The following is a 13,252-nucleotide window of genomic DNA, read 5'->3' as shown; positions in this document are numbered from 1 at the left end:
GGTGCGGCCCGCGCGATACGGCGCGTCCACGAGCTTGGCCACCACACCTTCGATTCCGATCGTGCTCATCTCCGGCCGCATCCAGGCCAGTGCGGCCTGCCGGTCGGTCGTGCTCGGCGCCAGCTGCAGCGGCGGCTCGATCCCAGTGAACAGCTGCTCCAGCTGTTCCCGCCGCACGCGATACGGCTCCACTCGCAGGTCGAACTCGGCCTCGGCGAGCAGGTCGAACACCACGAAGTAGACGCTGATCCCGGCGGCCGCGCGAGCCCGCGGCGCCGACGTCAGCGCCCCGAAGTCCAGCCGGCCGTCGCGCAGCGCCACGATCTCCCCGTCGAGCACCACATCGCCCACCTGCGACGCCGCCTCCACGATCTCCGGGAACCGGTCGGCCAGGTCATTGTTCCGGCGCGACTGCAACACGCCGACGGGCATGAAAAGGGCCGAACGCCAGCCATCGAATTTGGGCTCCATGGCCCAGGTACGTCCCGGCCCGGAGACCGGCACAACCCGCGCCGACCGTGCCAGGAGCAACGGCACCGGCGGCCGCAGCGCGGTCACAACCCAACCGCCACACCGGGAACCGACCCGCACGTCAATGCCAGTTCGCGTGTCACCGCCTGCGGGAATCGGCGAACCCGGGCGATTCCGTCCCATTTCATTTCCCAGGCCCGCACCGTGCCTGCTGGAGGCTGAGGACGCAGCACCGCCAGCATCGGCTCCACGGGGACGGGCAAGGTGATCATGCATCGACGGTAAGTTGATCTGGCACGTTGCCGCTGGCCTAGCAACTCACCTGGGTGACCCCAGATGGGAATGTGCGGGTTCGCCCGGTTACCGCTGGTCAAAGACCGCTCCGCGTCACCTGGGGCGAAGTCCGCGACTGCCACCGTCCCCAGGATCTGGTCTTCACCGCCGAGGAGGTGCTCGATCGGACCGCCGAACTCGGTGACCTCCTCGCCGATCTGGCCACCACCAGCGCCGCGTTACCGGCCCGTAGCCCGTAACGCTCCGCCCATGATCCAACGCCCCGCAGCGAAATCGGTTTCACAGCCCCCGCGCAGCCAGAGGATCGGTATCGCGAGGTTGGGCGGCCGGTGGGTGTTGGACGTCACCGCGGACCGCAGTGCCGATATTTGGGCAACTGTCGGTGCGCCAAGGCAAGATTCAATGGTTGGGCTCGGCGGGAACGGAGGTTCACGGGGATGGTTGAACGAAGCGCGGATCCGCAGCGAGCCGCCGACCGCATCCTCGAGGTCGCAGCAGCGTGCAACGTCACGCTGGACGAAGCCATCACGCTGGTGAAAACCGTCGCTGGCCAAGCGAGCCTCGCCATCACCCGAGACGCCAACCGCGACCGGGTCAGGGTCGCTCACGAGGCCGCGATGCACGTGTGCATCGGCGGAGTCGGCGCCCCGGTCGACGCAGTTGTCAAAGCGATGGAGAGCCGCCTGGCGCAGTCACGGTAACTCGGCGAGAAACCGAAGCGACCGTTAGTCACGTTCCGCTGTTGTGTTGAGCGGTCAACCAGTCTGACGGCGGGTCTCACCGAGGTCAGTCGCACGGCGAGATCTTCGGTCTCCGCACGCCACACCCAGCGCCTGTCCGTCATCGTCGGTTGCCATCCAGGCGCAGCCGGTCCAGATCGAGGCGCGCACCTTGCACTCGAATTCGAGGCGACTTAGGCCGGCGTCCTGCCACTGGTCAGATCCTCGCGCAGCGAGCCACTTGGTTCGGTACTCCCGTAGCGCCACGATCGTGTTCACGTCCGCGGCGGTCGTGCCCTGCGGATGATCACAAGCGTCCTCCTGGGCGCGTGGCCCGGATGATGTCGAGCGCCTTGTCATCGCCTTGCTCGTAGATCACGACATTTCGATCGTCGGGCAGCAGGTCCCGCATGACGCGGGTGATCCGGGAGTTGCTCGCGATAGTGCTGGTCTTGACCAGCAGCTTCACTCCCGCTGTCATCTCCAGTTGCGCCGCCTCCTCAGACGTGGGAGCACGGGCAATCCACTCGTCGATCCGGGAGGCATCGGCGTGTCCAGCCTTCTCGAGGATCTGGCGGGTCCCGCCGGGGACATCGTGGTCGACATCAAGGCCGAGTTCTTTCGCGAGGTCGAGCGGGTAGTAGCCGATCTGGATGCTCCAGGGCTCGTTGTCCACGCGGTACTCAACTATGCGTTGGACGACCTTCGCTCTCGTCGGCACTCCGAGCCGCTCGGCGATGTCCTCTGGTGCCACCTTCACCCGCTTCGTGAACCGCTTGCCGGGCTTTCGGCCCGCCGCCTCGGCATTCGCCTCGAAGCGATCCCAGGCTGTCTGCATGCTCCAAGGACGAAGCAGGTTGCTCGCGAAATGCGGCAGTACCTGCTGGTTGGGCACGTACACGCCGAGGCCCTGATGGGTCACGACCCGTCCTTCGGCGCGCAGCTGACCGATCGCCTTCAGCACGGTCGCTTCCGACACACCCCACTCGTCCAGCAGCTCCCGGGTGGACGGGAGTTTCGCCCCTGGGACCAGTCGTCCGGAGGCGATCTGTTCGCGAATGTGGTCGGTGATCTGCTGCACAGCGGTACGGGGGTCGGTCCTTCGGACAGGTGGCATGTCTCCACCGTAACGGTCTTCTGTACTTCACTGCAGAACTAGGTCGCGAAGGTGTTGACCATGTTTGGTGCGCGTCCTACTGTACTTCACTACAGAAGTACAGAAGTTGGTCGAGTTGTGTGCCCGGCTGACCTGGAGCGCAAAGGGGGACCGATGTCTCGCGAGACAGCCACCATTCCGACCCGCAACCTGCTCAGCGGCGAGTTGCCCATCACCACACATCCCACGTTGACCGGGCTCGCCAGGCCCGTTCCCAGCCCCGTGCATATCGCCTGGAAGGGAGACCAGGCGTGACATACCGCTTCCGCTCGGGACTCCTCAAAGCCGGCTTGGTCATGCTGCTGCTGGTGATCCGGTCGGCGTATGCGCTGGCCTGGCTTCTCGCGCTGCTCGCGGTCGGCCTGATCCAACTACGCAACTGGCTCGGCCGCGTCGCCGAGGACGTGCTCGACCAGCTCGACGGCGAACTCCCTTCCGAGCCCGATACGTCCGCGCCGGTGGTCGTAGAAGCCGTCGTGATCCGTACCGGCAACCCCGACCTTGGGAGCCCAACTCGATGAGTTCGACTGAGGTTCTGCTCGGCGTGCTGCTGCTGGCCGCGATGGCCGTGATCGGAGCGCAACAGCTCAGACTCCGCAGGGGCCGGCCCGACCAGATGCGGGATGAAGACGAGGACACGCCGTATTGGGTTGTCATCGTCATGACGATCCTCCTGCTCCCGCTGGCGGCGGCCGCCTTCACACTCTCCTTCCAGATGATCTGGCCGGTCATGATCGTGGCCGGATGGTCGGTCAGCGTGGCCTGGCTCGGGCCCGTCCTGGTGGACATCGCCGCAGCCGCAGGCGCGTTCATGCAGCTGGCAATCCGCAACTCCACAGTGCAGAGGTCCGGCCGCCTTCTCCTCCTCGCTTCCACCGCGCTCTCGATCGTTGGCAACCTCGCCGGACACTCCATCGAGAAACCCGATCACGCCGACCAACTCCCTCCCGAGCTGCGCGGTGCGTTCCTGCCCGCGAAATGGAGCTGGGTCGTCGAAGCCATGAGCATCGCCGCCCCGGTGTTCGTCGCCGGTCTCGTCCATGCCTTCGGACACGTTCTCGTCGGGTACATGGCGAGCCGGAACCACACTCCGCGGAACACCGAGGAACACACCTCGGTCATTTCCGAGGAACACCCGCTGCCTGTGCCAGCGGCGGAGGAACAACATGCCGGTGACACCGCCCCTGCGGAACATTCTTCCTCTACTGGTAACGGCTGCGTTCCTGTTGTTCCTCAAGCCCGGGTGGAACACGGCAACGGGCGCAAGGAACAGACTGCTGGCCCCGCAAGCGAGAGCACCACGTCGGCTAGCCGCCGCGGGACCCCGATCCCGACATCGGAGCCGAGTCAGCGGCCTGACCCGGCGTCGGGTGCGGCTGTCGCCGTGCCGCCTTCTGCCGCGGGCGATCAGGCCGGACATCAGCGTGCGCCTAAACCCTCCGAGAGCACGCCAGCCGGAGATACTGCGAAACCCGGGTATGAGCTGGTCAAACCCGGGCCCGGCAGGCGGGTGAGGGAGCTTACCGACGATGAGGCCGCGCAACTCGCCGATGAGTTCGGCGACATCTTGGCCAAGGCCGAAGCGCTGGATCGGCAACACCGGAGGGACCACGGGCGCCCCGTCCCGATCCGACGCCTGCGTTCCACCTTCGGCGGAGGCACCGAACGCGTCCAGCGATTGCGGTGGCTTCTCAACCACCGCCAGGTTGCCCAGGTGATCGAACTGCACCCCCGCATTCCGCAATCCCCTGAGGTACGGGACACCGGCCTTTCTACCAACTGGCGGAACCCGGCCTCCCGTCGCGAGGGGAATACCGCGACCGAGGAACAACCCGGCAATACCGACGTTCCGCAGGTACGCGACGGCGAAGTACACGCCGAGCAGGTCGGAACCGAGGGCGCGGACCCCGAGGAACAAAATCCGCACGCAGTTGGCGAAGAATGATCGTTTCCCCTTGCGACGGAACACACAGGTACATACCGTACTTCTATATAGAAGTACATATGTGCAGAAGAGGAACAACGTTGTTCCTTGCCGAGGGCGGAACACACCGCCTCAACCCCGGAACAACCCTTGCCCAACTCCATCCGAGGGAGAGGAACAAACCCGATGCCCGACACCCACGGCGCCGTGGAACTTGGCGAGATCAGGCTCGACAGCTCCACCGCTCTGCGCCGCTACGTGGATCTGGCACGCGATCTTCACAAGGACCTCTACTTCGAGCTGGAATTCGCTAGTTCGGAACTGCGTGTAGCACTGCAAGGCATTCCCCCGGCCCTCACCGCGCGTGGGGTGCCTGCGTCGGTTAACAGCAAGCTGCGCGCCAAGCAAGTCGCCGATGCGTTCCGGCGGGCCGCCGAAGCAGACAAGCACGCAGCGGCGATGCTCGCGAAGGCGTGGGTGCTGTTCATCCGCAACTTCGCGCCTGAGCTTGAGGAAGCGAAGCGGAAGACCGCCCGGCCGCTGTTCAAGATCGACGGGTAACCCTGGCTGACCACGAAGAACTCGAAGAACCGTATGCGGGAAGGAGTGTTCGGTGGCGCGGAGGCGCGATGAGACGGTCGCGGCTGCGGCGAGGGAACGGGTGACCAAGCACCACGTTTCCCGGATCGCGATGCTGGCCGGGCCGTGGGCGGGCATGGTCCCCGTTTTCTTTGCGGGTGTGGGGAGCCACGCGCTGTGGGGCGGGAGTTCTGAACTCCCGTGGATGTCGGCCGCGGCATCGGTAATCGTCCTGCTGTTCACCTGGCTGGCGGTGCGGACCTCCCGAGGCTGGGACCGCAGCGCCATCGCGGTGGGACATGCGGCGGTAACCACGGTCCTGATCGGCGGGTGGATCACCATGGCGATGATCACTGGGGTCTGGGAGTGGACTGGTGCCTGGACTCCAGGCGTTCTGCGGTGGTTGATCCCCACAGCGGTAGTCGTTCCGCTCGTGGTCGGCCTGTTGACGAAGTCGTGGCAGATCGGGACAGGCTTCGCGGTGCTGCTGTGCGTCGGGACCTACTGCTTCACGATCGTCCGGTTCGTGCACCCGACGATCGACCTGTGGCTGATCCTGGCCGTCCTGGTAGGCCTGAGCTGGAACATCCGCCTCGCGGCCAAGGGCGACGGGGATTCCGCAGCGGGCCCCGGCAAACTCGGCAGGCAGCTCATGGCCTCGCTGGGTATGGCGGGCTCGGATCTTCGGGTTCAGCGGCATGACGAGAACCGGGTGACCGCCGCCTTGGAGCTGGCTCCCGGGGAGCAGACCGCTGCCGACGCCCAAGGCGTGCGGGAGAAACTGGCCGGCGCGGTGGGAATCCCGACGCACCGCGTGACGATGGTCCCCGACGACGAGGACCCGAACCGCGTCGAGACTACGCTCATGCTCCGCGACGTGCTGAAACACCCGATCCCGTGGCCCGGCCCGTCGCGCCCGGGCGGCACCGTCTTCGAGCCGTACATCATGGGCGTCTGCAGTGACGGAACGGCGTCCGAGAAGTACGTCGCGATGGTAGAAGGCACTGAGCAGGAACTGGAGATCGGCACCACTGGGTCGGGCAAGACCATGAACGGCCTGGTCGAGGTTGCCGAAGCGATCAGCCGACGGGAGTCGGCCACCATCGTGATCGACTTCGTCAAAGGCATCATGAACTTCGGTTGCCTGGCCGCCGGTCTGTACAAGTTCATCGTCGACCGCCCAACGGCCGAGCGATTCTTCAGGGAACTGCCACGTGCCATCAAACGCCGCGGCAACTACCTGGGATCTCGTGGGTACACCGAATGGCGCCCTGGCTGCGGGCTGACATTCCTCACCGTCCGGGTCGAAGAGGCCTCGTTCCTAGTGGACTTCGCCAACATCGACCAGGTCGCCAAAGCCGCCCGGCAGGTCGGCATCCGGCTCATCTGGTCAACCCAGCGGCCCATCCACACCGAGATGAGCACCGTCCTGCGCGCGATGCTCACCACCACCACCTGCTACGGCGTCGGAGACGACTTCGACACCGGCGTCCTGCCCGAGGACGTCGAGGCCGCGGGCGCCGACCCGTTCAAATGGAAGAACACCCGACGCGGCTACCACTACCTCATCCAAGGAGGCATGGACGTCCCGCTCCGCAAGAAAGCCATGCCCCGCCGCGGGTTCCGACCCTATTCCGAGGCCGAAGCCGCCCGGGAAGGACTGACCGGGAAAGTCCTCACCCTCGACCAGCACGCTCGTTCCTGCAACCCCGATCCGCTCGACGACGTCACCGTGGACTCCTTCGGGGCCTGGTTCCGTAACCTGCCCGCGCCGCTCGAGGTCGTCCGGGCGCAGCAAGTCCAGTTCGGCTGGCTCGCCGACGACACCACCGACAGGATCCCAGCACCGCAACAGGTCCCTCCGCCGCGCGAACCGGACGATCCTGCCGGGAGCGGTGAGCAGTTCGGCGAGAGCTACGAGGAAGCCGTGGAACAGGATGGAGCCGCCGGCGGCACCGAGGTCGAGGACCCAGCCCCCGAGGTGAAGACCGACATGGAAACCCCGCTGCCCGACAGCCCCGCCGACATCCAGTTCGGCTCACCTGGAGACGGCCCCGAGTGCTCTACCGAGGAAGTCCGGAAGATGGTGGCCGACAGGATCGCCGAGTTGGAGCAGTCCGGCCGGGAGACGGTCCGCCCCCGCGACTTTGCCAGCCTGTACAACCGGCCAAAGTCGAAGAGGATTCGCTCGCACGGCTGGTTCTCCAAGGAACTCAGGAAGCTGGAAAAGGCAGGCCGCCTGCGCTATGACGCGCAGCAGGGCGCCTACGTCATCCAACCTGCGGAGGAACTCGCCAAAGCCTAGGGTTTGCGCAGGTCAGAGGGCGTATCGGACGGGTTTCGCCCGCCCGTCCGATACCCCTTCTGGGCAGGCTCCATACTCTTTGCCAAACCGGTCCAAACCGGACACCAAACCCCGCCTCTAAACCGGGGGTTTGACCCCTCCTCCCTACGGGAGGAGAAGCGCGACCGCCATACCCCCGATGCGATCCACGCGCCGGCCTCTGCGGGCACGCGCGCGCCCGCGCCCGCCGAACGACACGACCAACACCGTCCAACCGAGACAGGTCACCCGGATCGACGACCCTCATTCCACCCCGTTGAACCCGTTCAGGATGGACGAAATCCGTTCCGTCGGACAGATTCTGCGCCGCAGGGGGGCACGTCGCGCGAGAGCCGCGCTGAGGGCTTCATTCCTGATCATGGGATGTGCTCCCCCGATCCGTGCCATTTCTGCTCGCATTTCAGCGAGATCGCGCCTTACCCCTTGATCCGGCTCCAACTTCCTAAGTACTGTACTTCACTACAGAAGTAGGGAGGTGATGCAATGAGTGGACTACCCGAACCGAAGCCAGCCAAGGCTGCGGAGATTCGTGGCCTGCTGGCCTACATCGCTCTGGTGGCCCGGCGAACAGCGCCATCGGACGAGCCGCGCTGGCGCCGCGTCGCCCGGCTGCGCAGCGCGATCAGGACGCTGAAGGCGGAGGTCGAGCGAGAAAGCCCGGCCGCGGTCACCGAAGCGCTGGACGCGAACGTGCCCGTTTCCGACCTCGCCGCCCAATGGCGGCTCAGCGAGGGGCGGATCTACCAGATCGCACGAACGATGCGCGCCGGTGCCCGGGCAGACCGTCCGGCTGCGCCAGCCCCTTCCGAAACCGATTGATCCACCACCACCCGGAGGTTCCATTGCCCCTCACGCGCACGCCCGAACTTCAGGCCCGCAACCTGAGCAAGCTCGCCCGGCAGTTCGTCACCGACATCACGGAGTTTCTGCTCTCGTCCCGCAAGCTGACCGTGCAGGAGAATCTCGAAGTCGGCCTGCTGTACGAGAACGTCGCGCTGTTCTACCAGGCGCTGGGCGAGATCTATCCCCAGGCGCGCGAGCACTTCGAGCACCTGGCAGGCGCCAACTACAACGCGGCCGCCCAGCACTACCGCGATGCCTACCTCGACGACACCACCGTCGCCGAGCGGAGGGCGGCCTGATGCTTGGTGAACACCTGAGCAAGCTGCGCCTGTGCATCCAGGCCTTACGCGACGCGGAGACGGGCAGCTCCCCGTTTCCACCCGCGTCGCGCAAGGCCGTGCTCGAGGACATGCTGCGAGTCGTCGACCTGGCGGAGGACGAACTGCTCCTGCTCCAAGGCGATCCGCCTGAGCTGGCCTCGCTTACCTTCGACCAGCTCGCCGAGACCTTGACGGCAACGGGCTGGGTGGAACGGGAGGAATCGATCTACCAGCCCTACGGCATCGCCGACGGTCGGCGCGGCATCAAGAAGGCCTGGACGCTGGATGGCCACACGATCACCGCCGCCGCGTTGGAAGGACACGCCTTACGCGTGACCTTCGACGGCGATCCGGTGCTCAACCGCGGCGACCTCACCGCCGCGATCGAGTGCAGCCTCCCTCCGCTCTACGGCCTCGACACGATCGCTGATCTCGTCCAAACGCAACTCGACCCGCGCCGCCAGGACTCGGCGGATCACCTCGCCGCACAACTTCGCCGTCATGCCGTTGCCCTCGGGCAGCGGACGGCTCCCGCCTGAAGACCCACCGAATCCACGGTGGCCGAACCCGCCATGCCAGTCACCGCTCCGGGGGAAGGAACCAGAACACCCATGACACCGATATGGCCGCCGAAGCTGCGGCCCGGCGACACCGTGAAGGGATCCGAGTGCTACGGCGCGATCACGAGTGTTCGACGGGTTCGTATCCAGTGGATCGCCACCACGACCAGCGGCGAGCAACTCGCGTTCCGGCCCTGGGACCGGCCGAGGCTGGCCAACAGGTGATCGCGCCAGGTCCCGCACCAAACGCCCGAGCGACCACCAGGAGAAGCACGTCATGATCCCGAGAACAGACCTCACCGCCACCCAAGCCGCTGCGGTCTTCACCGCGAATGACCAGCTCGGCGACACCTACCGCGAGGCCCTTGGCAGACACACCAACCCAGCTGTGCGCGCCGAACTGCTGCGCCACCTCGCCTCCGCCCAGCGACGCGCGGCGGAGGTCTACCAGGCCGTGTTCGGCACCGAGGCCCACGACCAGCAAGCCGCACAAGACTTGTGGAAGTCGGGCCAGCTTCTTCGCCTCGTTGCCGACGCCGAGCAGACCTGCGCCGGCGCCACCTCGCGCGCGTTAACGGCCTGTGCAGAGCTGGAAGCCGCGGCCGGAGCGTCCCTCGACCACCTCGCCGACCCTGAATCGGCCAATCCCGACACCCGAGCGGACGCCTACCACGATCTCGCGGTCGCCGCGACGCAGGTCGTTTCCAAAGGCGCCGCCGACACGCTCATGGAACTGGCCGCCACCTACCCCCGGATCGCCAGCCCGGGCGGAGGGCACGACGAACCCTTGCCCGAACCCGCCGTGGGGATCGCCTTCCGCAGGCCTCCCGAACCACCAGCCGCGCATCGCGAGTCCGAAACGACCGGCCGACAGGAGAATTCACAGTGAACAGGTCACCAGCGAGCACCACCCCGGGAAGGACGCCGAGCACCGCTCTCGGCAACCTCGCCGACGCCGCGGAAAACGTGCTCGATCGCATCGACGACGTCGTACCGCTCGCCGAAACGCTCGACCGGATCGCACTACACACCCGTCTCCGCGCCGTTCGCAAGATACACACCCGCTTCGCCCGCGCCCGCGTCCAAGCCCGCAAACAGATCAAGACCCTGCCGTATTACGCCATTGCCGTGCGGCCGGAGGTCCTGCGTGCGTGGGCAGCCGCGGCCGAGGGCCTGGCACACACCCACCGCCTCGTCCAGCCCGATGCCGAACTCGGTCCGGACGGCTTCACCTACCCCGAGGGATTCCTCAACGAATCCCGGCTCCTGAGGGCGATAGCGGAAGTCGAGCAGGTGCGCGCCGAATGGGAGCCCGGCAAGGACCTCCGCGACAGAGCCACAGCCGCCCCCGAGATCGAGTCGATCGCGGCCGCACTGCTCGACGATCTCTGCTCCCCGTTCCTCAGTCACCCCGAGACTCGCGCGCGTTTCGAGCAGTTGCGGATCTGCCTGCGGCCCGTCCTCGGCGGCGCCGTCGGCGTCCTGCCCCTGCTGACCTGACCAAATCCCCGGAACGAGCAGGACAAGCCGTCGGAACGAAAGGGGCGCACCGCAGAGCATGAACGATGTGAAGGCGACACCGCCGTCGACGGAGGGCCATTTCCGACGCCTCCGCCAGCTTCGCGGCAGCGCTCCGATCACCCGCGACCTCTACGAACTCGTCGACGACCCGGTCGTGATCGCCTTCCACCTTGCGGCCATGTTCCACGACCCCGACGACCACGCCCCGCTCACCCTCGACGCGCTTCGGGCGCGCTGGAAAGTCGGCCTGCCCAAAGCCCGCGACGCGCGCAAGTTTCTCATCAACAACGGCTACTGGGCCGAGGTCCGCACCTACGGCACCCGCGGCGAGCGCTACACCGTCACCGTCACCTGGGAAGCACCGCTGACCCTCGACGACCTGTGCCAGCTCGCGGTCGAGTACCGACCGAAAACCCTGATCCGCTGCGGCGGGCAGAAGTACCTGACCACCGCCGATCATCGCCTCACCGTCGCCCCCGACAAGGCTGTGGATAACTTCACTCGGACCCGAGCGACAGAAAACTCACGGTCGGCTCGACCAGGACGTTCACCTTCCGACCGTCAGAATTCTCACGGTCGGCAAAACCCGACCGACGGTGAGGAAACTGCTGGTCGGGCCGACCAGCGGACCGCCGGAGAAGATGCAGGTCAGCCCGACCGTAAGAAAACTAAAGGCAATGATCATGGTTTCTCTTCTCTAAAAGAGAGAAAACATCATGATCCCCAGCTGGCTGAGTTCTGGTCGCTCGTCAGCGTCGCTGGCTGCGTTGACCAACCCGGACGGCGGTCGGTGCGGAACCGGATCCAGGTCGCCCTCGCCGGACCCTGGACCCCGACGACCCTCGCCGCGTGGGTCAACGCCGGTGTGAAGACCGCCGAGGCCAGGCCCGGCGCATTGTCCAACGTGGGCGGTTACGTCATCAGCATGCTCGCCGCGATACCGGCGGCACCACCCGACGGCATCAAGCCCGGCCCCCCGGCGTGGTGCGGAGACTGCGGCCGCGACCGCGGCGACGACCTGGCGAAATTCAACGTCCGCTTCCGCATCCTCGTCGACCCCGATACGGGCAGCCGGACCGAGTGTCCGAAGTGCCATCCCAACAGCGTCACGGCACAGCGGGTGCCGCATGAAGCGGAACACCACCCGAAGCCAGCAGTCCCAGGACTCGCGAATCGACGGAAGGACCGACATGGCGCGTAAGCGTTCCGCCGACAGCGGACGTGCACCGTCGCGAAAGGCCAAGGCCCGGAAGACCGCCGCGAAACGGCGCCCTTCGCGGAAGAACAGCAAGGGGCTTTCCGGTTTCCTCGTGCGGCTGTGGACTGCGGTCGCCCACAACGTCGGCGTGCTCGTACGCACCGGACGCAACGACGTCACCTCCAGCAATCGCCGCGACGGCTTCGCGCTCGCGCTGCTGGCCGGTGCCGTACTCACCGCGGTCAGCACCTGGTTCCGCAGCGGCGGCCAGTTCGGAAACGGTCTCGACGAGATCACCCACTACCTCGTTGGCCTCGCCGCCCTGGTGCTGCCCGCAGGGCTCTCTGTCCTCGGCATCGTGCTCATGCGCACCTCATCCTCTGAACCGGACGAGGAGCGAACGCCCAGGATCGTGGTCGGCTCGGCACTGGCTGGGCTGGCCTTGCTCGGCCTGCTTCACATCACGCGAGGACTTCCCCAGGACACCGACCAGCTAAAGACCGGCGCGGGCATCCTCGGCGCTCTGGCGGGAGGACCGCTGGCCTCCGGCCTGACACCGTGGATCGCCACCCCGATCCTGCTCGGCGTCCTGGCCGGAGGCACGCTACTGACCGGGATCCCGCTTCGCCCCATCCGCGATCGGCTCCGCAAACGCAGTGCGTCCGGCCGCCAGCCCATCCGGGCCGAGGCGGACGACAGGGCTCCATCCGACGAAGAGGCGGACGTACGAGCCGACGCCGAGCACGAACAGGTGCTCGCCCCGCAAGCAGCGGCTACGGAAGCGGGCGCCAGGCCGCATCTTGACCCCCCGCAGCGCGATCGTCTGCCGGACGGGCGCACCACGTCGATCCCCGCGGATCCCGAAGAGTCGGTGTTTCGACGCAGCGACACCGCCGACTACCGGCTACCTCCCACGTCACTGCTTCCCCGCGGGCCGAAACCGAAGAATGTGGACAGGACGAAGGCACCCCACGCTTCGAGGATCAACGACGTGTTCACCGAGTTCAACGTGGACGCCCGGGTCACCGGCTGCACCTGGGGCCCGACGGCCATTCGGTACGAGGTGACGCTCGGCCGCGGGGTGAAGGTCGAGAAGGTCACCGCGCTGACCAAGAACATCGCCCTCGCGGTGGCCACCGACAATGTGCGGCTGCTGGCGCCGATCCCCGGCAAGTCCGCCATCGGAATCGAGGTTCCGAGCCCGCACCGCGATCTGGTGATGCTGGGCGATGTACTCCGCGCGAAGATCGTGCTGGTCGACCCTCACCCGATGGTGATCGGGCTGGGCAAGGACATCGAGGGCCATTTCGTCACCGCGAACCT

Annotated in this window: 18 protein-coding genes; 15 read left to right on the top strand and 3 right to left on the bottom strand. The window is 66.5% G+C overall.

Annotation, left to right across the window (positions count from 1 at the left end; genetic code table 11):
* Both FXO23_RS49525 and FXO23_RS49520 read right to left on the bottom strand, forming a co-directional pair.
* A partial coding sequence (locus FXO23_RS49525) for an ATP-dependent DNA ligase (protein WP_484477000.1) occupies positions 1-504 on the bottom strand: 504 nt, incomplete at its 3' end.
* Between the two features lie 50 nt (positions 505-554).
* Positions 555-743: a hypothetical protein gene (locus FXO23_RS49520; RefSeq protein WP_158896015.1), complete on the bottom strand. Its 189-nt coding sequence runs from the start codon at positions 741-743 to the stop codon at positions 555-557.
* A gap of 72 nt (positions 744-815) precedes the next feature.
* On the opposite strand from FXO23_RS49520, the gene FXO23_RS49515 reads away from it, so the two are divergent.
* On the top strand, positions 816-1,004 hold the full coding sequence (locus FXO23_RS49515; RefSeq protein ID WP_158896013.1) for a hypothetical protein: 189 nt from the start codon (positions 816-818) through the stop codon (positions 1,002-1,004).
* Between the two features lie 198 nt (positions 1,005-1,202).
* Entirely contained in the window at positions 1,203-1,466 is a 264-nt protein-coding gene (locus FXO23_RS49510; RefSeq protein ID WP_158896011.1) for a hypothetical protein, read from the top strand.
* A 325-nt stretch (positions 1,467-1,791) separates the two neighbouring features.
* On the opposite strand, the gene FXO23_RS49505 is transcribed toward FXO23_RS49510, so the two are convergent.
* Positions 1,792-2,565 (bottom strand): GntR family transcriptional regulator, encoded by a 774-nt coding sequence (locus tag FXO23_RS49505; protein WP_158896009.1) that lies wholly within the window; start codon positions 2,563-2,565, stop codon positions 1,792-1,794.
* Between the two features lie 189 nt (positions 2,566-2,754).
* Here FXO23_RS49505 and FXO23_RS49500 point away from each other — a divergent pair, with 189 nt between their 5' ends.
* The 13 genes from FXO23_RS49500 to FXO23_RS49440 form a co-directional block, all read left to right on the top strand.
* Positions 2,755-2,895: a hypothetical protein gene (locus FXO23_RS49500; RefSeq protein ID WP_158896007.1), complete on the top strand. Its 141-nt coding sequence runs from the start codon at positions 2,755-2,757 to the stop codon at positions 2,893-2,895.
* Positions 2,892-3,161: a hypothetical protein gene (locus FXO23_RS49495; RefSeq protein ID WP_158896005.1), complete on the top strand. Its 270-nt coding sequence runs from the start codon at positions 2,892-2,894 to the stop codon at positions 3,159-3,161. The genes FXO23_RS49500 and FXO23_RS49495 overlap by 4 nt, the downstream gene beginning before the upstream one ends.
* Positions 3,158-4,585 (top strand): hypothetical protein, encoded by a 1,428-nt coding sequence (locus FXO23_RS49490; RefSeq protein WP_158896003.1) that lies wholly within the window; start codon positions 3,158-3,160, stop codon positions 4,583-4,585. Before FXO23_RS49495 ends, FXO23_RS49490 begins: the two co-directional genes overlap by 4 nt.
* 165 nt (positions 4,586-4,750) lie before the next feature.
* Positions 4,751-5,125: a hypothetical protein gene (locus FXO23_RS49485; protein WP_158896001.1), complete on the top strand. Its 375-nt coding sequence runs from the start codon at positions 4,751-4,753 to the stop codon at positions 5,123-5,125.
* A 52-nt stretch (positions 5,126-5,177) separates the two neighbouring features.
* On the top strand, positions 5,178-7,448 hold the full coding sequence (locus tag FXO23_RS49480) for a hypothetical protein (protein ID WP_158895999.1): 2,271 nt from the start codon (positions 5,178-5,180) through the stop codon (positions 7,446-7,448).
* A gap of 522 nt (positions 7,449-7,970) precedes the next feature.
* Complete coding sequence (locus FXO23_RS49475; protein WP_158895997.1) at positions 7,971-8,306, top strand: hypothetical protein; 336 nt, start codon at positions 7,971-7,973, stop codon at positions 8,304-8,306.
* Between the two features lie 23 nt (positions 8,307-8,329).
* The gene (locus FXO23_RS49470) at positions 8,330-8,629 is read left to right on the top strand and encodes a hypothetical protein (protein ID WP_158895995.1); all 300 of its coding nucleotides are present in this window, start codon (positions 8,330-8,332) and stop codon (positions 8,627-8,629) included.
* Positions 8,629-9,189 carry a hypothetical protein gene (locus tag FXO23_RS49465; protein ID WP_158895993.1) on the top strand — a complete coding sequence of 187 codons (561 nt, stop codon included), beginning with the start codon at positions 8,629-8,631 and terminating at the stop codon, positions 9,187-9,189. Before FXO23_RS49470 ends, FXO23_RS49465 begins: the two co-directional genes overlap by 1 nt.
* Before the next feature lie 72 nt (positions 9,190-9,261).
* Positions 9,262-9,435 (top strand): hypothetical protein, encoded by a 174-nt coding sequence (locus tag FXO23_RS49460; RefSeq protein WP_158895991.1) that lies wholly within the window; start codon positions 9,262-9,264, stop codon positions 9,433-9,435.
* A 52-nt stretch (positions 9,436-9,487) separates the two neighbouring features.
* Positions 9,488-10,099: a hypothetical protein gene (locus FXO23_RS49455; RefSeq protein WP_158895989.1), complete on the top strand. Its 612-nt coding sequence runs from the start codon at positions 9,488-9,490 to the stop codon at positions 10,097-10,099.
* Positions 10,096-10,710, top strand: coding sequence for a hypothetical protein (locus FXO23_RS49450; RefSeq protein WP_158895987.1), 615 nt, complete (start codon positions 10,096-10,098; stop codon positions 10,708-10,710). Before FXO23_RS49455 ends, FXO23_RS49450 begins: the two co-directional genes overlap by 4 nt.
* A 58-nt stretch (positions 10,711-10,768) precedes the next feature.
* Positions 10,769-11,932 carry a hypothetical protein gene (locus tag FXO23_RS49445; RefSeq protein ID WP_158895985.1) on the top strand — a complete coding sequence of 388 codons (1,164 nt, stop codon included), beginning with the start codon at positions 10,769-10,771 and terminating at the stop codon, positions 11,930-11,932.
* The coding region (locus FXO23_RS49440; protein ID WP_281356757.1) for a DNA translocase FtsK 4TM domain-containing protein at positions 11,922-13,252 on the top strand (1,331 nt) is incomplete at its 3' end. The genes FXO23_RS49445 and FXO23_RS49440, both read left to right, overlap by 11 nt.

This window comes from Amycolatopsis anabasis, assembly GCF_009765355.1.
GTDB lineage: Bacteria > Actinomycetota > Actinomycetes > Mycobacteriales > Pseudonocardiaceae > Amycolatopsis > Amycolatopsis anabasis.
The sequence above is the reverse complement of the archived record's forward strand: the minus strand, read 5'-3'. Positions and strand labels throughout refer to the sequence as shown.

What these genes read in the sequence shown, in the direction of transcription:
- FXO23_RS49485 (WP_158896001.1), top strand. Translation starts at nt 4,751, where the DNA reads ATGCCCGACACCCACGGCGCCGTGGAACTTGGCGAGATCAGGCTCGAC.
- FXO23_RS49500 (WP_158896007.1), top strand. Translation starts at nt 2,755, where the DNA reads ATGTCTCGCGAGACAGCCACCATTCCGACCCGCAACCTGCTCAGCGGC.
- FXO23_RS49460 (WP_158895991.1), top strand. Translation starts at nt 9,262, where the DNA reads ATGACACCGATATGGCCGCCGAAGCTGCGGCCCGGCGACACCGTGAAG.
- FXO23_RS49475 (WP_158895997.1), top strand. Translation starts at nt 7,971, where the DNA reads ATGAGTGGACTACCCGAACCGAAGCCAGCCAAGGCTGCGGAGATTCGT.
- FXO23_RS49490 (WP_158896003.1), top strand. Translation starts at nt 3,158, where the DNA reads ATGAGTTCGACTGAGGTTCTGCTCGGCGTGCTGCTGCTGGCCGCGATG.
- FXO23_RS49510 (WP_158896011.1), top strand. Translation starts at nt 1,203, where the DNA reads ATGGTTGAACGAAGCGCGGATCCGCAGCGAGCCGCCGACCGCATCCTC.
- FXO23_RS49455 (WP_158895989.1), top strand. Translation starts at nt 9,488, where the DNA reads ATGATCCCGAGAACAGACCTCACCGCCACCCAAGCCGCTGCGGTCTTC.
- FXO23_RS49445 (WP_158895985.1), top strand. Translation starts at nt 10,769, where the DNA reads ATGAACGATGTGAAGGCGACACCGCCGTCGACGGAGGGCCATTTCCGA.
- FXO23_RS49520 (WP_158896015.1), bottom strand. Translation starts at nt 743, where the DNA reads ATGATCACCTTGCCCGTCCCCGTGGAGCCGATGCTGGCGGTGCTGCGT.
- FXO23_RS49465 (WP_158895993.1), top strand. Translation starts at nt 8,629, where the DNA reads ATGCTTGGTGAACACCTGAGCAAGCTGCGCCTGTGCATCCAGGCCTTA.